Below are 23702 nucleotides of genomic sequence, written 5' to 3'. Positions count from 1 at the left end.
TACGTATGCGATGCGGCGAGCCGATCAAGCGGCAGGCGGGAGCTCCACCATGACTCAGTCTTTCGATGTCATCTACGCGGGCGGCACGGTGGTGAACCAGGACGGGGCAGGGTTGCGGGACATCGGGGTGCGCAACGGCCGCATCGCCGAGCTCGGCGATCTTTCCCGGGCCTCGGCGGGCGAGCGGGTGGACTGCACGGGATTGCACGTGCTGCCGGGCGTCATCGACAGCCAGGTGCATTTCCGCGAACCCGGGCTCGACCACAAGGAAGACCTCGAATCCGGCTCCCGCGCCGCCGTGATGGGCGGCGTGACCTGCGTGTTCGAGATGCCGAACACCAATCCGCAGACCACCACGGCCGAGACGCTGGCCGACAAGATCCGCCGCGGCACGCACCGCATGCATTGCGACTTCGCCTTCTGGGTGGGCGGCACGCACGAGAATGTGCGCGACATCCCCGAGCTGGAGCGCCTGCCCGGCGCGGCCGGCATCAAGGTCTTCATGGGCTCGTCCACGGGCTCGCTGCTGGTGGAGGATGACGCCGGCGTCGCGGCCGTGCTGAAGGCTACGCGCCGCCGCGCCGCCTTCCATTCCGAAGACGAGGAGATGCTGCGCGCCCGCAAGGACCTGCGCGTCGAGGGCGATCCGCGCTCGCACCCCGTCTGGCGCTCGCCCGAGGTGGCGATGCGCTGCACCGAGCGCCTCGTGCGCATCGCGCATGAGACGGGCGCGCGCATCCACGTGCTCCATATCTCGACCGCCGAGGAGATGCGCTTCCTGGCCGGCCACAAGGACGTGGCGACCGTGGAGGCGACGCCGCACCACCTCACCATCGACGGCGACGAGGCCTATGCGCGCCTTGGAACGCTGGTGCAGATGAACCCGCCCGTGCGCGGCGCCGACGTGCGGGACGGCCTGTGGTGGGGCGTGGAGCAGGGTGTCGTCGACGTGCTGGGCTCCGACCACGCGCCGCATACACTGGAAGAGAAGGCGAAGCCCTATCCGGCATCGCCCTCCGGCATGACCGGCGTGCAGACGTTGGTGCCGACTATGCTCGACCACGTGGCCGCCGGCCGGCTTTCGCTGCAGCGCTTCGTGGACCTCACCAGCGAGGGGCCGTGCCGCATCTTCGGCCTCGCCAACAAGGGCCGCATCGCGGCTGGCTACGACGCCGATCTCACGGTGGCGGACCTCAAGCGCCGCGAGACGATCACCAATGGCTGGATCGCGTCGAAATGCGGCTGGACGCCCTATGACGGCAAGACCGTGACCGGCTGGCCGGTCGGCACGGTGGTGCGCGGCCGCCGCGTGATGTGGGAAGGCGATTTGGTGGGGCCCAGCAACGGCGAGGCCGCGAGGTTCGTCGAGACGCTGTGAGGGCGCGCTATCCCGCCAAGGCTAAGATTGACAGAACCCGCAACCTGCGGCATCTCAAACCCATGTCGACGGCGCTCAATCTCTCCGCCCTGCGACGTGCGGCCGAACTCCGGCGCGCGCGACGATGAGCCGTATCGGCTTCTGACGTCACGGCCGCGCCATCGAGCGCGGCTTTTTTGTTTGGCGGTTGGGCTGGCCATATGGGCCGGGAAACGGGAATCGACATGGCTTCCACGATCACGAAAACGGTGTTCATCGACGGCGAGGCCGGCACCACGGGCCTGGGCATCCGCGAGCGGCTGGCGAATGTCGCGGGCGTGGAGGTGCGCAGCATCGATCCGGCCCGGCGCAAGGACCCGGCGGCCCGCCAGGACCTGATGGCGCAGGTGGACGCCGTGGTGCTCTGCCTGCCGGACGACGCCGCCAAGGAATCCGCCGCGCTCGCGGCCGCGCTCGGAACGGCGGCGCCGCGCGTGCTCGACGCCTCCACGGCGCATCGTGTCGCCGAGGGCTGGGTCTATGGCTTCGCCGAGCTCGTCCCCGGCCAGGCGGACGCCATCCGGGGCGCCGCGCGCGTCTCCAACCCCGGCTGCTACCCGACCGGCGGCATTGCGCTGATCCGGCCTTTGGTGGACGCGGGCGTGATGCCGGCCGACTACCCCGTCACCGTGAACGCCGTCAGCGGCTACTCGGGTGGCGGCAAATCGATGATCGAGGCCTACGAGGCCGGCAGCGCGCCGGCTTTCGAGCTCTATGGCCTTGGCCTGGAGCACAAGCACCTGGCGGAGCTGCAGCGTTTCGGCGCGCTGACGCGGCGGCCGATCTTCGTGCCCTCGGTGGGGAATTTCCGGCAGGGCATGCTGGTCAGCGTGCCGCTGCATCTCGACACCCTGAACGGCGCGCCGAAGCCGCAGGACCTCGAAGCCATCCTGGCGGAGCGCTATGCCGGGTCCGAACTCGTGCGGGTCGTCCCGGCCGCCGATGCATCGGTGAGCGGCGGCAAGCTGGAGCCGCAGGCGCTCAACGACACGGACCTGATGGAGCTGCGCGTCTTTGGCAACGCCGCGCGCGGGCAGGCCGTGCTGGTTGCCCGGCTCGACAATCTCGGCAAGGGCGCGAGCGGCGCGGCGGTGCAGAACCTGAAGCTGATGCTCGGACTGGCCTGAAACGGCCGGGCCCAATGAAAAAGGCCGGGAGCGATCCCGGCCTTCTCCTTATCCAGGAACGCGCGCGATCAGCCGCTGAACGGCACGACCTTCTGCTTCTGCACGCCGAGGCCCTCGATGCCGACCGTCATGGTCTCGCCGGCCTTCAGGAAGCGCGGCGGCTTCATGCCGAGGCCCACGCCGGGCGGGGTGCCGGTGGTGATCACGTCGCCCGCGTCGAGCTGCATGAACTGCGAAATATAGGAGACGAGGTGCTTCACGCCGAAGATCATGGTCTTCGACGAACCGTTCTGCACCTTCTGGCCGTCGATCTCGAGCCACATCGCGACGTTCTGGATGTCGGCGATCTCGTCCGGCGTCACCAGCCAGGGGCCGAGCGGCCCGAAGGTGGGCGAGCCCTTGCCCTTCATCCACTGGCCGGAGCGCTCGATCTGGAAGGCGCGCTCGGACACGTCGTTGCAGATGCAAAAGCCCGCGACATAGTTCATCGCGTCTTCTTCCGACACGTAGAGCGCCGTCTGGCCGATCACGATCGCGAGCTCGACTTCCCAATCGAGCTTGGTGGAGCCCTTGGGGATCATCACATCGTCGTTGGGGCCGACAACGCAGTTCGGCGCCTTGTTGAACAGGATCGGCTCTTCCGGAATGGCCGCGCCGGTCTCGGCCGCATGATCCGCGAAGTTGAGGCCCACCGCGACGAAGTTGCCCGGCCGGGCGACGCAGGAGCCGATGCGCACGCCGGACGGAGCGGCGGGCAGGGACTTCGGATCCACTGCGGCGATGCGCGCGAGGGTCTGCTTGTCCAACGTGCCGCTGCGCCAGTCGGCGACGTGGCCGGAAACGTCGCGGATCACGCCGTCAGCGTCCACGATGCCGGGCTTCTCCGCGCCGGGCTGGCCAAATCTCACGAGCTTCATCGGGCTTTCCTCACTTGAACCGTTTTGATTGTCGGCTGAACGCCATCGGGGCGACCTTGCCGGAGCCATTCCGGAAGGGCAAGCCGAGGATGATCGGACCTGCGTCCCGGCTTCGGCCAGTGTGGCGCGGTTGCAACGACTTGGCCCAATCAGCCTACGCCGATGGGGGAAGCGGATGTGATGACCGGGCCGGCAAAGCGCAAAAAGGTCCGAAATGTGACTGTTTCGATATGAACGATATGGGTTTTCCGTTTTCTGGCCCGAAACAGCGCTGTTTTTGGCGGTTTTGGGTAATCCCGGGGCTATCGCATGCGCACTCAGGGCAGATTGCGGCGCAATTGCCCTGATTTCCAAATATTGCCATCAATGGCCGAAGAAGCGCTTTCGAAACCGATTCCGGCGCAGAGTTGAAGCAAGAAGACCTTTTGGGGAAACGCGGACCATGTCCCATTCAGCGTTGAAGACCATCCTGACCTCCGCCGTGTCGGGCATGATCCTCACCATCGCGGCCCAGGGCTCGGCCCAGGCCGGAGCCTTTGCGCTCCGCGAGCAGAGCACCGTCGGCCTGGGCATGGCCTTCGCGGGCGTCGCGGCTGGCTCGGCCAATCTCGGCTCCATGTTCTGGAACCCGGCCACCATGACCAAGATGCCGGGCTGGCAGAGCGAGTGGAACCTGGCCGGCATCTCGCCCTACGCCAAGTTCCGGGCGGGAGCGGGCTCGGCTCCGGCGTATCTCGGCTCGAGCACGGGCGACCTCGGCGAAGATGCGATCCTGCCGTCGAGCTACGGCAGCTACCAGATCAACGACCGGCTCTGGATCGGACTGTCCACGGGCGCGCCTTACGGCCTTGCGACCAAGCCTGACGCCACCTTCCCGGCGCGCGGTTACGGCTATTCCACCAAGGTGACCTCCTTCGACATCAACCCGAACGTCGCTTACCGGGTGAACGACTGGCTTTCGGTCGGCGCCGGGATCCAGGCGATGTACTTCAAGGCCAAGTACAAGTCGTACTTCGCGCCGGCTGGCGCGCCTGCACTTAACCAGGCTTTCGGGCTCGAGGGCGATGGCTGGGGTGTCGGCTACACGCTGGGCGCCACCATCACGCCGATGCAGGGCACGGACATCGGCATCGGCTTCCGTTCCGCTGTGAACGCCAAGCTCGACGGCGACTTCAACGGCCTGAACATCCCGTTCCCGTTCATCCTGAACCCGGCCCTGGCCGGCGCCGCCGCGACTTTCCCGACCCGTCCGGTGAAGCTCAACATTACGTTGCCCGAGACCCTGACGGTTGGCGTCCGCCAGCAGATCAACGAGCGCCTGACGCTCTCGGTCGGCGCCGAGTGGACCAACTGGAGCCGTGTCGGCTACCCGCGCGTGGTGGACCAGACAACTGGCGGTCTCTATCGTGGCCTCCCGGCCCTGACGCTCGACTACAAGGACGGCTGGTTCTTCTCGGTTGGCGGCGAGTACAAGATCAACCCGCTCTGGACGGTTCGCGCCGGCCTCGGCTACGAGATCTCGCCCATCGAGGATCGCACCCGCACGCTGCGGCTGCCCGATAACGACCGCATCTGGACGTCGATCGGCGCGAGCTACAACTTCAACGACAAGATCACGTTCGACGTGTCCTACGCGCACCTCTTCCCCAAGAGCACCCGCGTCGCCATGGTCCCCGGAAACCCGAGCTACTCGGCCGCGAGCGGCCCGCTGGTCGGCAAGGTCAGCGCGCACGTCGACATCGTCTCCGTGGGCCTGCGCTACCGCTGGGACGACGTCGCGCAGACCATCCCGGTCGAGAAGGCCGTGGTCCGCAAGTACTGAGCGGCGAACACTGATTGTGGAAAGGCCGGCCTCGCGCCGGCCTTTTTCGTTGCGGGCTCTCAAACCGTCGTCGGTTCGCCATGCAGCCCAGCCATGTTCATGCTGCGCTGCAAACAACTTTCGACTCGCGCCTTGTCGTGCTAACAGCACGCGCCAACTCGTTGTGAAGCGCCGGGCCCCGCCCCGAGGCGCTCTTTTCGTTTATCCGGTCGGGACAGAGGAGTTGGCCATGGCGACGATCCGCGAAGCGCTCACATTCGATGACGTGCTGCTGCAGCCCGGCCATTCCGAAGTGATGCCCGGCGACGTCAACGTCGCCACGCGGCTCACCCGCACGATCAAGCTCAACCTGCCGATCATATCCTCCGCGATGGACACCGTCAGCGAGGCCCCGATGGCCATCGCGATGGCGCAGGCCGGCGGCCTCGGCGTCATTCATCGCAATTTCGATCCGGAGGCCCAGGCGGCCGAGATCCGCAAGGTCAAGAAGTTCGAGAGCGGCATGGTGTTGAACCCCGTCACCATCCACCCCGACGAGACGCTCGCGGACGCGCTCGAGCTCATGCGCCGCCATGGCATCTCGGGCATCCCGGTGGTGGAGCGCGGCCCCGCCGGCAAGCCCGGCATGCTGGTCGGCATTCTCACAAACCGTGACGTCCGCTTCGCCACCCACCCGCAGCAGCCCGTCGCCGAGCTGATGACCAAGGACCGCCTGATCACGGTCCGCGAAGGCGTCAGCCAGGATGAGGCCAAGCGCCTCCTTCACCAGTTCCGCATCGAGAAGCTGCTGGTGGTGGACGACCACTACCGCTGCATCGGCCTGATCACCGTGAAGGACATGGAGAAGCAGGTCACGCACCCGAACGCCTCCAAGGACGAGGCCGGGCGCCTGCGCGTCGCCGCCGCCACCACGGTGGGCGAGCAGGGCTTCCTGCGGGCCGAACTGCTGATCGACGCCGGCTGCGACGTGCTGGTGGTCGACACCGCGCACGGCCACTCCCAGCGCGTGCTGGAATCGGTGACGCGCATCAAGAAGCTCTCGAACTCCGTTCAGGTCGTGGCCGGCAACGTCGCCACCCGGGCGGGCACGCAGGCCCTGATCGACGCCGGCGCGGACGCCGTGAAGATCGGCATCGGCCCGGGCTCCATCTGCACCACCCGCATCGTGGCGGGCGTCGGCGTGCCGCAGCTCACCGCCATCATGGACGCCGTCGAGGCGGCCCATAAGGCCGACACGCCCGTGATCGCCGACGGCGGCATCAAGTTCTCGGGCGACCTCGCCAAGGCGCTGGCCGCCGGCGCCGAATGCGCCATGGTGGGTTCGCTCCTGGCCGGCACGGACGAGAGCCCCGGCGAGGTGTTCCTCTACCAGGGCCGCTCCTACAAGGCATATCGCGGCATGGGCTCCGTCGGCGCCATGGCGCGCGGCTCGGCCGATCGCTACTTCCAGCAGGACATCAAGGACGCGCTCAAGCTTGTGCCGGAAGGCATCGAGGGCCAGGTGGCCTACAAGGGCCCGGTCGGCGGCGTGCTGCACCAGCTCGCGGGCGGCCTGCGCGCCGCCATGGGCTATGTCGGCGCGGCGACCCTGCAGGAGTTCCGCGACAAGGCCGAGTTCGTCCGCATCACTTCGGCGGGCCTGCGCGAAAGCCACGTGCACGACGTGACGATCACGCGCGAGAGCCCGAATTACCCCACGCGCGTGTAGCAAACGGCGCACGCCGCACAGGCGATACCCACACGGCCGGCCATCGCTCATGATCGGCCGGCGCCCGAAAGGCAGATCGATCCATGCCGCTTCTCTACCCCGTGCTTGTCCAGGTGCTGTTGACCTTCGTGGTCCTGTTCGCCACCGGCTCGGCGCGGTTCAAGGCCCTGCGCGAGCGGCGGGTGAAGATCGGCGCCATCGCGGTCGCCAACGAGGGCTGGCCGGAGGACGTCCGCAAGTTTTCCAACAACTACGCCAACCAGTTCGAGACGCCGGTCCTCTTCTACGTCCTGTGCGGCATCGCCATCTTTATCCGGGCGACCGACATCCTGATGGTCGTCCTAGCCTGGCTGTTCGTAGTCACCCGGCTCGTCCACGCCTTCATTCATACCGGCTCGAACGACGTCCAGACCCGCTTTCGCGTGTTTCTGGCCGGAGTGGCCGTTCTCATCATCATGTGGGCGTTGATCGTCCTGAGGCTGCTCATTCCATGACACCTGCCGCACGCCTCTCCGCCGCCATCGAGGTTTTGGCCGACATCGAAGCCCGCCGCCGCCCGGCCTCGGACGCCTTGAAGGATTGGGGCCTCGCGCACCGCTTCGCCGGATCTGGCGACCGCTCCGCCATCGGCAGCCTGGTGTTCGACGCGCTGCGCCGGAAAGCCTCCAGCGCCTGGATCGCGGGCGCGGACACGCCGCGCGCCGTTTTGATGGGTTCGCTCATCCTGGCCCATGGTTGGGACGTCGACCGTCTCGCGGCGCTGTTCACAGGCGAGCGCTTCGCGCCCGAGCCGCTGACCGACGAGGAGCGCAAGGCGCTCACGACCCGCACGCTGGATGATGCGCCGGCCTGGGTGGCGGGCGACTATCCTGAATGGCTCGATGGGCAATTCTCGGCCGTGTTCGGCGAGAGCCGGGCCGAGGAACTCTCGGCGCTCGCAGCCCGCGCCCCGGTCGACATGCGCGTGAACGCCCTCAAGGCGACGCGCGAGAAGGCCATGGCCGAGCTCGCCCATCTTGGCGTCGAGCCGACGCCGCATTCGCCGCTCGGCCTGCGCATCAACGTTCCCGAGAACGCGCGCGCCCCCAACGTCCAGTCCGAAGCCGCCTTCCAGAAGGGCCTCGTCGAAATCCAGGACGAAGGCTCGCAGCTCGCCGCTTTCCTGGCTGCGGCCGACCCCGGCATGCAGGTCGTGGATCTTTGCGCCGGCGGCGGCGGCAAGGCGCTCGCGCTGGCGGCCCAGATGGACAATCGCGGCCAGATCTTTGCGACCGACAGCGACAAGCGCCGCCTCGCGCCGATCTTCGACCGCCTGACGCGCGCCGGCGCCCGCAACGTCCAGGTGAAGGGCCCCAAGGGCAAGGACGACGAACCGCTGCGCGACATGCGCGGCCATGCCGACCTCGTTCTCGTGGACGCGCCCTGCACGGGCACGGGCACCTGGCGGCGCAACCCGGACGCCAAGTGGCGCGTGCGACCCAACAGCCTCGACAGCCGCATCGCCGAGCAGGCGGCCGTGCTCGACCGCGCCGCTACCTTCGTGAAGCCTGGCGGCCGCATCGCCTATGTGACCTGCTCGGTGCTGCCTGCCGAGAACGACGAGGCCGTCGCGGGCTTCCTCGATCGCAACGCCGGCTATTCGGTGATTGCGCCCGCCAAGGCGGCTGCCGATGCGGGGCTGGCCGAGCTCGCGGCTTTCAAAAGCCCGGCCGGCCACGGCCTCCAGATGAGCCCGAAGCGCACCGGGACCGACGGCTTCTACGTCGCCCTGCTGCGCCGCAAGAGCTGACCACGCCAATCGAAATTGCGCCGCGCGAGACAGGGGACTATCTGACCGCCATGACCGAGCATCATCACGACAAGATCCTCATCGTCGACTTCGGCAGCCAGGTGACCCAGCTGATCGCGCGCCGCGTGCGCGAGGAGGGCGTCTACTCCGAGATCGTGCCCTTCCAGTCCGCCGAGAAGGCCTTCGCGGAGATGAAGCCCAAGGCCGTCATCCTCTCGGGCGGGCCTGAGTCCGTCCACGAGGAGGGCAGCCCCCGCGCCCCGCAGGCCATCTTCGACAGCGGCGTGCCGGTGCTCGGCATCTGCTACGGCCAGATGTGCATGGCGGCGCAGCTCGGCGGCCAGGTCGAGGGCGGCCATCACCGCGAGTTCGGCCGCGCCGAGGTCGAGGTGCTCGAGGAAGCGCCGCTCTTCGAGGGCGTCTGGACCAAGGGCGAGAACTATCCCGTCTGGATGAGCCACGGCGACCGCATTACCCAGCTGCCGCCCGGCTTCACCCGCTTCGGCGTTTCGCCCAACGCCCCCTATGCGGTGATCGGCGACGCCGCGCGCAACTATTACGGGCTGATGTTCCACCCGGAGGTGGTGCACACGCCAAGCGGCGCGGCGCTGATCCGCAACTTCGTGCGCAAGATCGCGGGCTGCGCGGGCGACTGGTCGATGAAGGCCTTCCGCGAGGAGGCCATTGCGCGCATTCGCGCCCAGGTCGGGCAGGGCAGGGTGATCTGCGGCCTGTCGGGCGGCGTTGATTCCGCGGTTGCGGCCGTACTGATCCACGAGGCGATCGGCGACCAGCTCACCTGCGTCTTCGTCGACCACGGCCTGCTGCGCCTCGCGGAAGGCAAGAAGGTGGTGGCCCTGTTTCGCGACAGCTACAACATCCCGCTCGTGCATGTGGACGCCGAGGAAACCTTCCTGGGCGCGCTCGCCGGCGTCTCGGACCCGGAAACCAAGCGCAAGACCATCGGCCGGCTGTTCATCGAGGTGTTCGAGGCTGAGGCCAAGAAGGTCGGCGGCGCCGACTTCCTGGCGCAGGGCACCCTCTATCCGGACGTGATCGAGAGCGTCTCGTTCACGGGCGGCCCATCCGTCACCATCAAGTCGCACCACAATGTCGGCGGCCTGCCCGAGCGTATGAACATGAAGCTCGTCGAGCCGTTGCGCGAGCTCTTCAAGGACGAGGTCCGCGTGCTCGGCCGCGAGCTCGGCCTTCCGGAGGCCTTCGTCGGCCGCCACCCGTTCCCCGGACCTGGCCTCGCCATCCGCATCCCGGGCGAGGTCACCAAGGAGAAGTGCGACATCCTGCGCCTCGCCGACGAGATCTACCTGGAAGAGATCCGCCGCGCCGGCCTCTACGACGATATCTGGCAGGCCTTCGCGGTGCTGCTGCCGGTGCGCACCGTCGGCGTCATGGGCGACGGCCGCACCTACGACTTCGTCTGCGGCCTGCGCGCCGTGACGTCGGTCGACGGCATGACGGCCGATTTCTACCCCTTCGACATGCGCTTCGTCGGCCATGTCGCGACCCGCATCATCAACGAGGTGCGCGGCATCAACCGCGTCGTGTACGACGTCACGTCGAAGCCTCCCGGCACGATCGAGTGGGAGTGAGGCCGCATCGCGCAGGCGCGGCCCTGCCATGAGCCGCAAAGCCGCAACGCCGTCGCGCGAGCGCCGCATCAAGCGGCTGTGCGTGCGCCACAACCTGCATCTCATGACGGCGCAGAAGCCGGACAAGCATGTGCTCGCGCATGGCGGCTACATGCTGCGGGATGCGCAGACCATGAAGTTCGTGTTCGGCGACAAGGACTACCTGTTCTCGGCCGACCTCGACGAAATCGAAGCCTATCTGGACAGCCTGACCTGAGGCGCGCTGCGGCGGCGTGGGCGAGAGCCGGCCGAGGCCCGCGCCGGCCGGTGGCGGGCGGCGGCCAATGCGCGCGCCGGAGGCGTTCGGCTCGGCAGCCCCTTGCGGGCCGTGGCGCAAGCCGCGAAGGTTGAGCTTCGAAACAGGACGCCCCATGACCACGCTCATTCTCGGCATCATCGTCTTTCTCGGCGTCCACACCCTGACGACGCTCCGCGAAGCCCGCGGCGGCATGATCGCGCGGATCGGGGAGGGGCCCTACAAGGGGCTCTACAGCCTCGTTTCGCTGCTCGGCCTCGTCCTCATCGCGTACGGCTTCAAGAGCTATCGCGACGCGGGCTACATCCAGGTCTGGGATCCGCCCGCCGGCATGCACCACGCCAACATGCTGCTGATGTGGCCGGCGATGATCTGCCTGGTGGCCGCCTATGTGCCGGGCGGCATCAAGCGTGTTCTGAAGCACCCCATGCTGGTCGCCGTGAAGCTCTGGGCGCTGGCGCACCTGCTGGTGAACGGGGATCTCGGCTCGATGATCCTGTTCGGGTCCTTTCTGGCCTGGGCGGTCTATGACCGGATCTCGGTGAAGCGCCGCGAGCGGGCGGGCGAGATCAAGATCCAGTATGGCGGGCGGTTGAACGACGTCGTCGCTGTTGTGCTCGGCACGGTGCTCTACGGCGCCTTCATCTTCCTGCATCCGCTGTTGATCGGCGTGCCGGTGGTCAACTTCTGAAGCGCCGGCGAGGCCGGCCCGGCATGACAAAGCCGCGCCCCCGTGTTAATCGCCTGCGCGACAGTGTCCCGCATGGCGGGCGAACGGGCCGAACGGCCCCCGAGAGGATCGAAGCCGGCCATGGCCGACATTTTTCGCGAGATTGACGAGGACGTCCGGCGCGACAAGGCGCTTGATTTCTGGAAGAAGCACGGCTCCAAGCTGATTGCCGTCGCCTTCGTGGCCGTCGCGGCGACCGGCGGCTGGCGCGCTTACCAGTCTTACGAGACGCAGCGCGCCGAAGCCGCGGGCGCCCGCTTCGAAACCGCGATCGAGAAGTCGCGCGCCGGCGAAACCGACGAGGCCGAGCAGGAATTCGCCGCGGTCGCCAAGGATTCGACCGCCGGCTACCAGCGCCTGGCGCGGTTCCGGCAGGCGGCCGAGCAGGCCAAGCAGTCGCCCGCCGAGGGCGCCAAGACCTATGACGCGCTGGCGGCCGACACGAGCGTCGCCCCGATCCTGCGCGATCTCGCGCGCCTGCGCGCCGCCATGCTGCTCGCCGACACGGCGAGCCTCGACGAACTGCGGACGCGGCTGCAGCCGCTGCTCACGGCCGGCAACGCCTGGGGCGCCAATGCGCGCGAGCTCCTGGGGCTCGCCGCCCTGAAGGCCGGCGACTACGCCGCCGCCGGCAAGGCCTTCGACGAGATCGTCACAGACCGCACCGCGCCGCCGTCCCTGAAGCAGCGCGCGGACCTGCTGCTCGGCATCGTGCGTTCCGGACCCATCAAGCCGGCCTCCTGAGCCGGTGGATTCCTCGCGCGCCCGGCCTAAGCCGGACGTCGCGCCTGAAAAGAGGCCCGTCATGACCTTCACGGTCGCCATCATCGGTCGGCCGAATGTCGGCAAGTCGACATTGTTCAACCGCCTCGTCGGCAAGAAGCTCGCGCTGGTCGACGACCAGCCCGGCGTTACACGCGACCGCCGGGAGGGCGAGGCCCATCTCGGCGACCTCACCTTCACGGCCATCGACACCGCCGGCCTGGAAGACGCGGACGGCGCATCGCTGGCCGGGCGCATGCGCCAGCAGACTGAAGCCGCCATCCAGGACGCCGACGCGATCATCTTCGTGATCGACGCCCGCGCGGGCGTGACGCCCATCGACCGGCACTTCGCCGGGCTGGTGCGGCGCGCCGGCAAGCCCGTCGTGCTGCTCGCCAACAAGGCCGAGAGCCGCGCCGTCGGCTTGCAGACCTACGAGGCCTTCGGGCTCGGCCTCGGCGATCCGGTGCCGATTTCGGCCGAGCACGGCGAAGGCCTGTCCGACTTCTACGACGCGCTGCTTCAGGCGCTGCCGGAGCATACGGCGCTGCCCGAGGAGCCCTTCGAGGACGAGGAGCGCGATGGCGAGGAGGAGGGCGACGACGTCGTTCGCCCCCTGCGGATCGCGATCGTCGGCCGGCCCAACGCCGGCAAGTCCACGCTGATCAACCGCCTGCTCGGCGAGGAGCGCCTGCTGGTGGGGCCAGAGGCCGGCATCACCCGCGACTCCATCGGCATCAATTGGGAATGGCGCGGCCGGCCCGTGAAGCTGTTCGACACCGCCGGCATGCGCAAGCGCGCCAAGGTCGAGGACAAGCTCGAGAAGCTCTCGATCGCGGACGGCCTGCGCGCCGTGCGCTTCGCCGAGGTCGTCGTGCTGCTGCTCGACGCCACCATCCCGTTCGAGAAGCAGGATCTCGCCATTTTGGGGCTCGTCGAGAAGGAGGGCCGCGCCCTCGTGATCGCGGTCAACAAGTGGGACCTGGTGGCGGGCGAACCCGGCAAGTTCAAGCAGATGGTCGCGGATGCCGAGCGCCTGATGTCCAACGTCAAGGGCGCGCTCGTCGTGCCCGTTTCGGCGCTCACCGGCGAAGGTCTGGACAAGATGCTGGAGGCTTGTTTCAAAGCCTCGGAGATCTGGTCCAAGCGGGTTTCCACGGCGCAGCTCAACAAGTGGCTGACCCGCATCCTGGAGCATCACCCGCCACCCGCCGTGTCGGGCCGGCGCATCAAGATCCGCTACATGACGCAGGTGAAGGCGCGCCCGCCGCATTTCGCGCTGTTCGGCAACCAGATGGACGGGCTGCCGGACAGCTACGTGCGCTATCTCATCAACGGTCTGCGCGAGGCGTTCGACTTGCCCGGCACGCCGATCCGGATGAGCCTGCGCACGCCCGAGAACCCATACGACAAGAAGTGAGGGCCATGCTGCGCGCGGCGACGATCCTCTGCGGCTTCGTGCTCCTGGCCGGCCCCGCGGCGGCGCAAACCGCGCGGGCGCCCGTGCAAGTCGACGCCTGCGCGCCGTGTCACGGTCTCGACGGCATCGCCAAGGACGTCGAGGTGCCGCATCTGGCGGGGCAGAACGTCGTCTATCTCCTGAATCAGCTCAAGGCCTTCCGGACCGGCAAGCGGCCGCACAAGGAAATGCGCTACATGTCCCGCCACATGACCGAGCAGGATTTCGAGGCGCTGGCCGAATACTACGCCTCGCTGCCGAGGTCCTGAGCCGTCGCGCAAGCCGACGTCGCGTCCACGCGCCTGAAGATCGAGAAAGCTCGCCATGTCTGACGCCATTCGCCCCAATCCTGTCGTGTCGATCGGCTCCGTCCGCTTCGGCAACGCCCTGCCGCTCGCGTTGATCGCCGGGCCCTGCGCGATGGAGAGCCGCAGCCACGCGCTCGAGATGGCGGCGGCGCTGAAGGAGATCACCGGCAAGCTAGGCCTGCCGTTCGTGTTCAAGACCTCGTTCGACAAGGCGAACCGGACCTCGGCGTCCGGGCCCCGCGGCGTCGGCCTCGATGCGGCGTTGGACGTGTTCGCCGAAATCAAGGCGACGCTGGGCCTGCCGGTGCTCACCGATGTCCATGACGCCTCGCAGTGTGCGCCGGTCGCCAAGGTGGTCGACGTGCTGCAGATCCCGGCCTTCCTGTGCCGCCAGACGGACCTCCTGATCGCGGCCGCGCAGACGGGCGCGGTCGTGAACGTCAAGAAGGGCCAGTTCCTGGCGCCCTGGGACATGGGGAACGTGGTCGCCAAGGTGACGGGCGCGGGCAACGCGAACGTCATGGTGACGGAGCGCGGCGTATCCTTCGGCTACAACACGCTGGTCACCGACATGCGCTCGCTGCCCATCATGGCGGCCATCGGCGCGCCGGTGATCTTCGACGCCACGCATTCGGTGCAGCAGCCAGGCGGGCAGGGGACCTCCTCGGGCGGCCAGCGTGAGTTCGTGCCCGTGATGTCGCGCGCGGCCGTCGCCGTCGGCGTTGCCGGCGTCTTCATCGAGACGCATGAGCAGCCCGAGAAGGCGTTCTCGGACGGCCCCAACATGGTGCCGCTGAAGGAGATGCCGGCGCTGCTGGAGCGCCTGATGGCGTTTGACCGGCTGGCGAAGAGCTGACGGCTCACCGCGCCCGGTAGGGCGGCACGCCCTGGTCCGGCAGCCAGAGCCCCTTTGGCGGCTCGGCGGTCTGCCAGAACACGTCGATCGGGATGCCGCCGCGCGGGAACCAGTACCCGCCGATGCGCAGCCATCGCGGGGCCAGCAGGTCGACAAGCCGCATGCCGATCCCGACCGTGCAGTCCTCGTGGAAGGCGCCGTGGTTGCGGAAGCTGGTGAGGAACAACTTCAGCGACTTGGATTCCACCAGCCACTCGCCGGGCGCGTAGTCGATCACCAGGATGCCGAAGTCCGGCTGCCCGGTGACCGGGCAGATCGACGTGAATTCCGGCGCGGTGAAGCGCGCGAGGTAGAGGGTTCCCGGATGCGGGTTGGGCACCCGGTCCAGCACGGCCTCGTCGGGCGAGGCCGGGATGGCGCTCGGCTTGCCGAGCTGCGTGGTCTCGATGATCATGGGCTCACCTGTGGCGGGCGCTGCGCCCGCGTTTTGGCGGCGGCTTAGCGCGTTTCACCCAAAGGGTCGAGGGTCTCGCCCGGACATAGCCGCCTCGGCGCCTTGCGTCACGGCCAGCTTGGCTTAAAAGCCGCGAGGAAACCCGCGCCGCCAGGCTCCGGGACGGACCTCAGGAGGACCTCATGACCGCCATCGTCGACGTCATCGCCCGCGAAATCCTGGACAGCCGCGGCAACCCAACCGTCGAGGTGGACGTCATCCTCGAGGACGGCTCCATGGGCCGCGCCGCGGTGCCGTCAGGCGCCTCCACGGGCGCGCATGAGGCGGTGGAGCTCCGTGACGGCGACAAGGCCCGCTATATGGGCAAGGGCGTCCTAAAGGCCGTGGACAGCGTCAACCGCGAGATCTACGACGCGATCGGCGGCATGGACGCCGAGGATCAGGTCAAGATCGACGAGACCATGATCGATCTCGACGGCACGCCCAACAAGAGCCGCCTCGGCGCCAACGCCATCCTGGGCGTGTCGCTCGCGGTCGCCAAGGCGGCGGCCGACGCCAGCGCGCTGCCGCTGTACCGCTATGTCGGCGGAACCTCGGCCCGCATCCTGCCCGTGCCGATGATGAACATCGTCAATGGCGGCGCCCACGCCGACAACCCGATCGACTTCCAGGAATTCATGGTGATGCCGGTCGGCGCGTCCTCGCTGTCCGAGGCGGTGCGCATGGGCGCGGAGGTGTTCCACACCCTCAAGAGCGCGCTGAAGCAGGCCGGGCACAACACCAACGTCGGTGACGAGGGCGGCTTCGCCCCCAACCTGCCGTCCGCCGAGGCGGCGCTCGACTTCGTGATGGAGTCGATCGGCAAGGCCGGCTTCAAGGCCGGCGAAGACATGATGATCGCGCTGGATTGCGCCGCAACCGAGTTCTTCAAGGACGGCGCCTACCATTACGAGGGCGAGGGCAAGACCCGCTCGATCCAGGAGCAGGCCGAATACCTGGCCAAGCTCGTCGGCGCCTACCCGATCGCTTCCATCGAGGACGGCATGTCCGAGGACGACTGGGAGGGCTGGAAGATCGTCACCGATCTCGTCGGCTCCAAGTGCCAGCTCGTCGGCGACGACCTGTTCGTCACCAACGTGACGCGCCTGTCGGACGGCATCCGCAAGGGCGTGGCGAACTCCATCCTCGTCAAGGTGAACCAGATCGGCTCGCTCACCGAGACGCTGGCGGCCGTCGAGATGGCGCAGCGCGCCGGCTACACGGCCGTGATGTCACATCGCTCGGGCGAGACCGAGGACGCCACCATCGCGGACCTCGCGGTCGCGACGAACTGCGGGCAGATCAAGACCGGCTCGCTGGCCCGCTCCGACCGGTTGGCGAAGTACAACCAGCTCATCCGCATTGAGGAAGAGCTCGGCGCCCAGGCGCGCTACGCCGGCCGCAGCGCCATGAAGGCGATGCGTTAAGCCCAACTGAGAGTGGCGAGAGAGCCCGGCTGTGAAGCTCGGGCTCTCTCTTAATTCCAGGCGTCGGCGTTAACGATCGCTCAACCATCGCGCGCCATCCTGCCCGCATGGTCGTCCGTTATCGCCTCCGCAAGTTCCTGATTCCGCTCGCGCTCTACACGGCGTCGGCGCTGGTCGTGTCCTACTTCGTCTACCATGCGCAGCACGGTAGCCGCGGCATCGAGACCAAGATGGCGCTGAAGATGCAGATCCGCGGTCTGCAGGCGGACCTCGACACCATCAAGGAAGAACGCGTCGATTGGGAGCGCCGCGTCGCGATGCTTCGGCCCGCCACGATGGACCGCGACCTCCTCGACGAACGGGCGCGGCTGACGCTGAATCGCCTGCATCGCAACGACGTCGTGATCATGACGGGACCGGTCGCCGCCACCGTTCAATGATGCAGTGCAGCATGCGCCGCGCAGCAAAAATCTCGATGAACCTGGTTTCGGTTCATCGCTGATTTGCAAGTGAAAGCAACGGCTTGTCTTGTCGACAAGACGAAACATCCTGCTTTTGCGCCTCTCGCTTCTCCTTTTCGCTTCGGCTAATGTCTTGCCGACAGTTCAACCCCGAACGGGGTGACAAGGAGGAGCCCATGGCGATCGTCGCCCGCAAGAGCCCGGCCGCGTCGAAGATCGGCGCGCCCAAGAGCCAAGCCCCCTCTCGTTCCATGCGCGGCAAGACGCCCGACATCGCCGACCTCTCCCGCGAGCAGGACCTCACCGCCTACCGCGAGATGTTGCTGATCCGCCGCTTCGAGGAGAAGGCAGGCCAGATGTATGGCATGGGCCTCATCGGCGGCTTCTGCCACCTCTATATCGGCCAGGAAGCCGTCGTGGTCGGCATGCAGATGGCCACCAAGGAAGGCGACCAGGTCATCACCGGCTACCGCGACCACGGCCACATGCTGGCCTGCGGCATGGAAGCAAAGGGCGTGATGGCCGAGCTCACGGGACGCCGCGGCGGCCTCTCGAAGGGCAAGGGCGGCTCCATGCACATGTTCAGCAAGGAGAAGCACTTCTACGGCGGCCACGGCATCGTGGGCGCGCAGGTGTCTCTCGGCACCGGGCTGGCCTTCGCCAACATCTACCGTAAGAACGACAACGTCTCGCTCACCTATTTCGGCGACGGCGCGGCCAACCAGGGCCAGGTCTACGAGAGCTTCAACATGGCGGAGCTCTGGAAGCTCCCGGTGATCTACATCATCGAGAACAACCGCTACGCCATGGGCACCTCCGTGTCGCGCGCCTCCGCGCAGACGGACTTCTCCAAGCGCGGCATCTCGTTCAACATCCCGGGCGAGCAGGTCGACGGCATGGACGTCCGGGCGGTTTACGCCGCCGGCCAGCGCGCCGTGCAGTGGTGCCGTGACGGCAAGGGCCCCTACATCCTCGAGATGCAGACCTACCGCTATCGCGGCCACTCCATGTCCGACCCGGCCAAGTACCGGTCCAAGGACGAAGTGCAGAAGATGCGCGAAGAGCGGGATCCCATCGAGCAAGTCCGCAAGCGGCTGCTGGAGCACTGGAAGGTGTCCGAGGACGAGCTCAAGGCCGTGGACGGCAAGGTTCGCGAGATCGTCAACGAGGCGGCCGAGTTCGCCACCAACGATCCCGAGCCGGATCCTTCCGAGCTCTGGACCGACATCCTGAACTGAACGCGCCCGCGACGACGGCCGCCATCCGGGCGGCCGCCGCGTCCCGCCGACCTTCTCTCTCGTTGGGGTTTCCCGCCCATGCCGATCGACATCCTGATGCCTGCCCTGTCTCCCACCATGGAGAAGGGCAACCTCGCCAAGTGGCTCAAAAACGAGGGCGACACGGTGAAGCCCGGCGACATCATCGCCGAGATCGAGACCGACAAGGCCACCATGGAGGTCGAGGCGGTCGACGAGGGCGTAATCGCCAAGATCCTGGTGCCGGCCGGCGCCAATGACGTCGCGGTGAATGAGAAGATCGCCATCCTGGCCGTGGACGGCGAGGATGTCGCGGCCGCGGCGGCCGGCGGGGGAGGTGGCCAGGCCGCCGCCAAATCGGAAGTCGCCGCCGCCAACGCCGCAACCGAAGCGGCGCCCGCCGCTCCCAAGGAAGAGCGCGCGCCCGAGCCGAGCGCGCCCGCCACCGTGCCGGCCGCTCCGGCATCGCCGACCCAGGGCGCCTATGACAGCTCGGCCGAGATCCCGGCCGGGACCGAGATGGTCGCCACCACCATGCGCGAGGCGCTTCGCGACGCCATGGCGGAAGAGATGCGCCGCGACGAGAACGTCTTCGTCATGGGCGAGGAGGTCGCCGAATACCAGGGCGCCTACAAGATCACGCAGGGCCTGCTGCAGGAGTTCTCGGCCCGCCGCGTCATCGACACGCCGATCACCGAGCACGGCTTCGCGGGCGTCGCGGTCGGCGCCGCGATGACGGGCCTGCGGCCGGTCTTGGAGTTCATGACCTTCAACTTCGCCATGCAGGCGATCGACCAGATCATCAACTCGGCCGCCAAGACGCTCTACATGTCGGGCGGCCAGATGGGCTGTCCCATCGTGTTCCGCGGACCCAACGGCGCCGCCGCCCGCGTGGGCGCGCAGCACAGCCAGGACTACACGGCCTGGTACTCGCAGGTGCCCGGCCTCAAGGTCATCGCGCCGTCCAACGCCGCGGACGCCAAGGGCCTGCTCAAGGCCGCGATCCGCGACGCCAACCCGGTGATCTTCCTCGAGAACGAGATCCTCTACGGCCAGTCCTCGCCCGTGCCGAAGATGGACGATTTCGTGCTGCCCATCGGCAAGGCCCGCATCGCGCGCCCGGGCAAGGACGTCACCATCGTGTCCTTCTCGATCGGCATGACCTACGCCCTGAAGGCGGCCGAGGAGCTCGCCAAGAAGCACATCTACGCCGAGGTCATCGACCTGCGCACCATCCGGCCGATGGACATCGACACCGTCGTGGCCTCGGTGATGAAGACCGGCCGTTGCGTCACCGTGGAGGAGGGCTGGCCGCAGTCGGGCGTTGGCGCCGAGATCGCGGCGCAGATCATGGAGCGCGCGTTCGACTACCTCGACGCCCCCGTGAAGCGCGTCACCGGCAAGGACGTGCCGATGCCCTACGCGGCCAACCTCGAGAAGCTCGCGCTGCCCACGGTGGCCGACGTCATCGAGGCGTGCCGCGCCGTGACCTATCGCTGAGCGGAGAGCGCCCATGCCCATCAACATCCTGATGCCGGCCCTCTCTCCCACGATGGAGAAGGGCAACCTCGCCAAGTGGCTCAAGAAGGAAGGTGACGCCATCAAGTCCGGCGACGTGATCGCCGAGATCGAGACCGACAAGGCCACCATGGAGGTGGAGGCGGTCGATGAGGGCATCTTGGCCAAGATCGTCGTGCCGGAAGGCACCGCCGACGTGCCCGTCAATGAACTCATCGCGTTGATCGCCGCCGAGGGTGAAGATCCCAAGGCCGTGGCCGCCGGCGGCGGAGCGTCCGCGCCGGGCGCCAAGTCACCCCAGAACGCGGCCGACATGGTGACGGCGGCGGCTCCCGCTGCATCCGCCGAGGCCGCGGCCGCCCCGCAGGTTGCTTCGGCTGCCGCCGCGACCGAGGCTCGCGCCTCCGAGACGTTCAATGCAGGCGCGCCTGCGGCCGGCGCTCCCGCTGCGCCTACCCAGCAGCCGGCGGACGGCAAGCGCGTCTTCGCGTCGCCGCTCGCCAAGCGCATCGCCAAGGAAGGCGGCCTCGATCTCGGTCGCATCCAGGGCAGCGGCCCGCACGGCCGTATCGTTGAGCGCGACGTGCGCGCCGCCATGGAAGGCGGAACCGCCAAGGCGGCTGCTCCGGCGCAGGCAGCCTCCGCCCCGGCTCAGGCCGCGGCTGCGCCCGCCGCAAAGGCTCCGGCTCCGGCCGGATCGTCCGACGAGGCGATCAAGAAGCTGTTCCAGCCCGGCAGCTTCGAGGAAATCCCGCATGACGGCATGCGCCGCACCATCGCGCGGCGCCTGACCGAAGCCCGCCAGACGGTGCCGCAGTTCTACTTGACGATGGACTGCGAGATCGACGCGCTCCTGAAGCTGCGCGAGCAGGTCAACTCTTCCGCGCCCAAGGGCAAGGACGGCGCGCCGGCCTGGAAGGTGTCGGTGAACGACATGGTCATCAAGGCGCTCGCTATGGCGCTGATGCGCGTGCCGGACGCCAACGTCACCTGGACTGAAGGCGCGATGCTGAAGCACAAGAACGCCGATGTCGGCGTCGCAGTGGCGCTGCCCGGCAATGGCCTTATCACGCCCATCATCCGCAAGGCGGACGAGAAGACGCTCTCGGCCATCGCCAAGGCCATGAAGGACTTTGCGGCCCGCGCCAAGGACCGCAAGCTGAAGCCGGAGGAGTACCAGGGCGGCACCACGGCGGTGTCCAACCTCGGCATGTTCGGCATCAAGGACTTCACGGCCGTGATCAACCCGCCGCACTCCACGATCCTGGCGGTGGGCGCGGGCGAGCAGCGCCCTGTGGTCCGCAAGGGCGAGTTGGCGGTCGCCACCGTGATGAGCATTACGCTCTCCTGCGACCACCGCGCGGTGGACGGCGCTCTTGGCGCGCAGCTCATCGCGGCGTTGAAGGATTTGATCGAAAACCCGATGGCGATGCTGGTGTGAGCCAGCGTTGACTTTGGCGTGTGATCTCCGATGTGATGGGTTTGTTGATCAAGCCATTTCATCACCATCGGAGATCAAGATGTCGGAGCCCAAGGACATGGTTGTGCGGCTTCTCAGAGAGATGCGCGAAGAGGTCAGGGTGGGCTTTCAGGCCGTCGAAGGCAGGTTCGACCGCGTGGAGGACAGGCTGAACAAGATCGAGGCCGCGCAAAAAAGCGTACGTCACGCCCTGACGACAGATACGCTCATGTCCAAGTTCTTGCTGGGCGACTTCGAAGAGCGCCTGGCAGCGCTGGAGCAGCGCCTGGACGCCGTCGCGCCACCTCGACCCTGATCATCGTGGCCAGTCTAACGTGGTCGCCAGGCTGGCGGCCATCGGCGGAACGGCCTTACCACGAAGCACAATCTCAGCTGGTGGGGCGCGACGCCCACCCAAGCGCCTCCCCACGAAGGGGAGAGGGACAGAGCGGAGTTCCCTGACATGGCCGACACCTACGACGTGATCATCATCGGCGGCGGGCCGGGCGGATACGTCGCTGCCATCCGGGCGGCGCAGCTTGGGTTCAAGACCGCGGTTGTGGAGCGCGAGCACCTGGGAGGCATCTGCCTGAACTGGGGCTGCATCCCCACCAAGGCGCTGCTGCGGTCGGCCGAGATCTACCATTACATGCAGCATCCGGGAGCCTATGGGCTCACCATCGAGGGCAAGCCCGGATTCGACCTCGCGGGCGTGGTGAAGCGCTCGCGCGGGATCTCGGCGCAGCTCAACCAGGGCGTCGGCTTCCTCTTGAAGAAGAACAAGGTCGACGTGATTTGGGGCGAGGCCAAGCTCGGCAAGGGCGAGGTCGTGGTCGGCCCGTCCTCCAAGCCCGTCGTGCAGCCGCAGAACCCGGTGCCCAAGGGCACGCTTGGCCACGGGACCTACAAGGCCAAGCACATCATCGTGGCGACCGGGGCGCGGCCGCGGGCCTTGCCTGGGATCGAGCCGGACGGAAAGCTGATCTGGACCTATTTCGAGGCCATGAACCCGGCGAGCTTCCCCAAGTCGCTGATCGTGATGGGCTCGGGCGCGATCGGCATCGAGTTCGCCTCGTTCTACCGCACCATGGGCGCCGAAGTGACGGTGGTCGAGGTGCTGCCGCAGGTGCTGCCCGTGGAGGACGCCGAGATCGCGGCGCTCGCCCGCAAGCGCTTCGAGAAGCAAGGCATCAAGATCCTCACTGGCGCGAAGGTGACCAAGGTCGAGAAGGGCGCCGACAACGTCACGGCGACCATCCAGGACGAGAAAGGCGGCTCGCAGACCATCACGGCCGACCGGCTCATCTCGGCGGTCGGCGTGGTGTGCAACACCGAGGGGCTCGGCCTTGAGGCGCTCGGCGTCAAGCTCGACCGCGGCAGCATCGTGACGGACGGCATGGGCCGCACCAATGTGCCGGGCGTCTACGCCATCGGCGATGTCGCCGGCCCGCCGATGCTGGCCCACAAGGCCGAGCACGAGGGCGTCATCTGCGTCGAGACCATCAAGGGCATGCACACGCACGCCATGGACAAGCTGCAGATCCCTGGCTGCACCTACTGCAACCCGCAGATCGCCAGCGTCGGCCTCACCGAGGCGAAGGCCAAGGAGCAGGGGCTCGAGATCAAGGTCGGCCGCTTTCCGTTCATCGGCAACGGCAAGGCGATCGCGCTGGGCGAGCCGGACGGGCTGGTGAAGACCATCTTCGACGCCAAGACCGGCAAGCTGCTCGGCGCTCACATGGTGGGCGCGGAGGTGACCGAGCTGATCCAGGGCTTCGTGGTCGCGATGGGGCTGGAGACCACCGAGGAAGACCTGATGCACACGGTCTTCCCGCATCCGACCCTCTCCGAAACGATGCACGAGAGCGTGCTGGATGCGTATGGGCGCGTCATCCACGTCTAGCCCATCGAGGGGAACGGCCATGGACTCCACCACCTATTCGGCGCTCGGCAACCCCAATATGGGGTTCTTCACCATGCTGCTGGTCGGCGTGCTCGCCGGCTGGATTGCGGAGCGGATCACCGAGTCCAACCACGGGCTGTTCACCAACCTGCTGGTCGGCATTGCGGGCAGCTTCGTCGGCGGCAAGCTCGCCGAACTCATGAACGTGCCGGTGTTCGGCTTCTTCCGGACGCTGGTGGCGGCCGTGATTGGCGCGGTGCTGGTGTTGTGGATCTGGCGCAAGGTGCGGGGCCAGCCGACCGGGTAGGAAGGCCCCATGCGACGATGGCGCCATTCCGCTGCGCCTTGCCGCGCCGGTCGAAAGTGACTACCTCCCGACCATGCG

General features: G+C 67.6%; 23 protein-coding genes. 21 read left to right on the top strand and 2 right to left on the bottom strand.

What is annotated here, in order from left to right:
* The first annotated feature begins 49 nt into the window (after positions 1 to 49).
* Together AC1DSZ_RS10335 and argC are read left to right on the top strand one after the other, a co-directional pair.
* Positions 50 to 1378, top strand: a complete 1329-nt coding sequence (locus AC1DSZ_RS10335) for a dihydroorotase (RefSeq protein WP_476838282.1) — start codon at positions 50 to 52, stop codon at positions 1376 to 1378.
* Between the two features lie 224 nt (positions 1379 to 1602).
* Positions 1603 to 2544 carry an N-acetyl-gamma-glutamyl-phosphate reductase gene (gene argC / locus AC1DSZ_RS10330; RefSeq protein ID WP_476838281.1) on the top strand — a complete coding sequence of 314 codons (942 nt, stop codon included), beginning with the start codon at positions 1603 to 1605 and terminating at the stop codon, positions 2542 to 2544.
* A gap of 68 nt (positions 2545 to 2612) precedes the next feature.
* Here the strand turns inward: argC and AC1DSZ_RS10325 are convergent, their stop codons facing one another.
* Entirely contained in the window at positions 2613 to 3461 is an 849-nt protein-coding gene (locus AC1DSZ_RS10325) for a fumarylacetoacetate hydrolase family protein (protein ID WP_476838280.1), read from the bottom strand.
* 442 nt (positions 3462 to 3903) lie between these two features.
* On the opposite strand from AC1DSZ_RS10325, the gene AC1DSZ_RS10320 reads away from it, so the two are divergent.
* From AC1DSZ_RS10320 to kdsA, 11 genes are all read left to right on the top strand, one after another.
* A complete protein-coding gene (locus tag AC1DSZ_RS10320; protein WP_476838279.1) occupies positions 3904 to 5283 on the top strand; it encodes an OmpP1/FadL family transporter in 1380 nt (459 codons plus the stop codon).
* Between the two features lie 229 nt (positions 5284 to 5512).
* Positions 5513 to 6991, top strand: coding sequence for an IMP dehydrogenase (gene guaB / locus AC1DSZ_RS10315; protein ID WP_476838278.1), 1479 nt, complete (start codon positions 5513 to 5515; stop codon positions 6989 to 6991).
* Between the two features lie 83 nt (positions 6992 to 7074).
* Positions 7075 to 7485 (top strand): MAPEG family protein, encoded by a 411-nt coding sequence (locus AC1DSZ_RS10310; protein ID WP_476838277.1) that lies wholly within the window; start codon positions 7075 to 7077, stop codon positions 7483 to 7485.
* Positions 7482 to 8780: an RsmB/NOP family class I SAM-dependent RNA methyltransferase gene (locus AC1DSZ_RS10305; protein WP_476838276.1), complete on the top strand. Its 1299-nt coding sequence runs from the start codon at positions 7482 to 7484 to the stop codon at positions 8778 to 8780. The genes AC1DSZ_RS10310 and AC1DSZ_RS10305 overlap by 4 nt, the downstream gene beginning before the upstream one ends.
* A 50-nt stretch (positions 8781 to 8830) precedes the next feature.
* Entirely contained in the window at positions 8831 to 10390 is a 1560-nt protein-coding gene (gene guaA, locus AC1DSZ_RS10300; RefSeq protein WP_476838275.1) for a glutamine-hydrolyzing GMP synthase, read from the top strand.
* A 28-nt stretch (positions 10391 to 10418) separates the two neighbouring features.
* On the top strand, positions 10419 to 10646 hold the full coding sequence (locus tag AC1DSZ_RS10295) for a hypothetical protein (protein ID WP_476838274.1): 228 nt from the start codon (positions 10419 to 10421) through the stop codon (positions 10644 to 10646).
* Positions 10647 to 10800: 154 nt separating this feature from the next.
* The gene (locus AC1DSZ_RS10290; protein ID WP_476838273.1) at positions 10801 to 11376 is read left to right on the top strand and encodes an NnrU family protein; all 576 of its coding nucleotides are present in this window, start codon (positions 10801 to 10803) and stop codon (positions 11374 to 11376) included.
* 120 nt (positions 11377 to 11496) lie between these two features.
* Positions 11497 to 12159: a tetratricopeptide repeat protein gene (locus tag AC1DSZ_RS10285; RefSeq protein WP_476838272.1), complete on the top strand. Its 663-nt coding sequence runs from the start codon at positions 11497 to 11499 to the stop codon at positions 12157 to 12159.
* A 61-nt stretch (positions 12160 to 12220) separates the two neighbouring features.
* Complete coding sequence (gene der / locus AC1DSZ_RS10280; RefSeq protein ID WP_476838271.1) at positions 12221 to 13597, top strand: ribosome biogenesis GTPase Der; 1377 nt, start codon at positions 12221 to 12223, stop codon at positions 13595 to 13597.
* 5 nt (positions 13598 to 13602) lie between these two features.
* Positions 13603 to 13905 carry a c-type cytochrome gene (locus AC1DSZ_RS10275; RefSeq protein WP_476838270.1) on the top strand — a complete coding sequence of 101 codons (303 nt, stop codon included), beginning with the start codon at positions 13603 to 13605 and terminating at the stop codon, positions 13903 to 13905.
* A gap of 55 nt (positions 13906 to 13960) precedes the next feature.
* Positions 13961 to 14800: a 3-deoxy-8-phosphooctulonate synthase gene (kdsA, locus tag AC1DSZ_RS10270; protein ID WP_476838269.1), complete on the top strand. Its 840-nt coding sequence runs from the start codon at positions 13961 to 13963 to the stop codon at positions 14798 to 14800.
* A gap of 4 nt (positions 14801 to 14804) precedes the next feature.
* Here kdsA and queF read toward each other — a convergent pair whose 3' ends face one another.
* Positions 14805 to 15254, bottom strand: a complete 450-nt coding sequence (gene queF / locus AC1DSZ_RS10265; RefSeq protein ID WP_476838268.1) for a preQ(1) synthase — start codon at positions 15252 to 15254, stop codon at positions 14805 to 14807.
* 182 nt (positions 15255 to 15436) lie between these two features.
* Here queF and eno point away from each other — a divergent pair, with 182 nt between their 5' ends.
* The 8 genes from eno to AC1DSZ_RS10225 all read left to right on the top strand — a co-directional run bounded on the left by eno (position 15437) and on the right by AC1DSZ_RS10225 (position 23624).
* Entirely contained in the window at positions 15437 to 16720 is a 1284-nt protein-coding gene (eno, locus tag AC1DSZ_RS10260) for a phosphopyruvate hydratase (RefSeq protein WP_476838267.1), read from the top strand.
* A 107-nt stretch (positions 16721 to 16827) separates the two neighbouring features.
* Positions 16828 to 17160, top strand: a complete 333-nt coding sequence (locus AC1DSZ_RS10255) for an FtsB family cell division protein (protein WP_476838266.1) — start codon at positions 16828 to 16830, stop codon at positions 17158 to 17160.
* A 272-nt stretch (positions 17161 to 17432) separates the two neighbouring features.
* Positions 17433 to 18419, top strand: coding sequence for a pyruvate dehydrogenase (acetyl-transferring) E1 component subunit alpha (gene pdhA, locus AC1DSZ_RS10250; protein ID WP_476838492.1), 987 nt, complete (start codon positions 17433 to 17435; stop codon positions 18417 to 18419).
* Between the two features lie 78 nt (positions 18420 to 18497).
* Positions 18498 to 19937: a pyruvate dehydrogenase complex E1 component subunit beta gene (locus AC1DSZ_RS10245; RefSeq protein WP_188517467.1), complete on the top strand. Its 1440-nt coding sequence runs from the start codon at positions 18498 to 18500 to the stop codon at positions 19935 to 19937.
* A gap of 13 nt (positions 19938 to 19950) precedes the next feature.
* On the top strand, positions 19951 to 21396 hold the full coding sequence (locus AC1DSZ_RS10240) for a pyruvate dehydrogenase complex dihydrolipoamide acetyltransferase (protein WP_476838265.1): 1446 nt from the start codon (positions 19951 to 19953) through the stop codon (positions 21394 to 21396).
* Between the two features lie 79 nt (positions 21397 to 21475).
* Positions 21476 to 21730 (top strand): hypothetical protein, encoded by a 255-nt coding sequence (locus tag AC1DSZ_RS10235; protein WP_476838264.1) that lies wholly within the window; start codon positions 21476 to 21478, stop codon positions 21728 to 21730.
* A gap of 147 nt (positions 21731 to 21877) precedes the next feature.
* Positions 21878 to 23317, top strand: a complete 1440-nt coding sequence (gene lpdA, locus AC1DSZ_RS10230; RefSeq protein WP_476838263.1) for a dihydrolipoyl dehydrogenase — start codon at positions 21878 to 21880, stop codon at positions 23315 to 23317.
* Positions 23318 to 23336: 19 nt separating this feature from the next.
* Positions 23337 to 23624, top strand: coding sequence for a GlsB/YeaQ/YmgE family stress response membrane protein (locus AC1DSZ_RS10225; RefSeq protein WP_188517470.1), 288 nt, complete (start codon positions 23337 to 23339; stop codon positions 23622 to 23624).
* Positions 23625 to 23702 lie beyond the last annotated feature (78 nt).

The sequence above is a fragment of the Alsobacter sp. P4_H11 genome (assembly GCF_056400925.1).
This window is presented reverse-complemented; position numbering and strand designations above follow the sequence as displayed.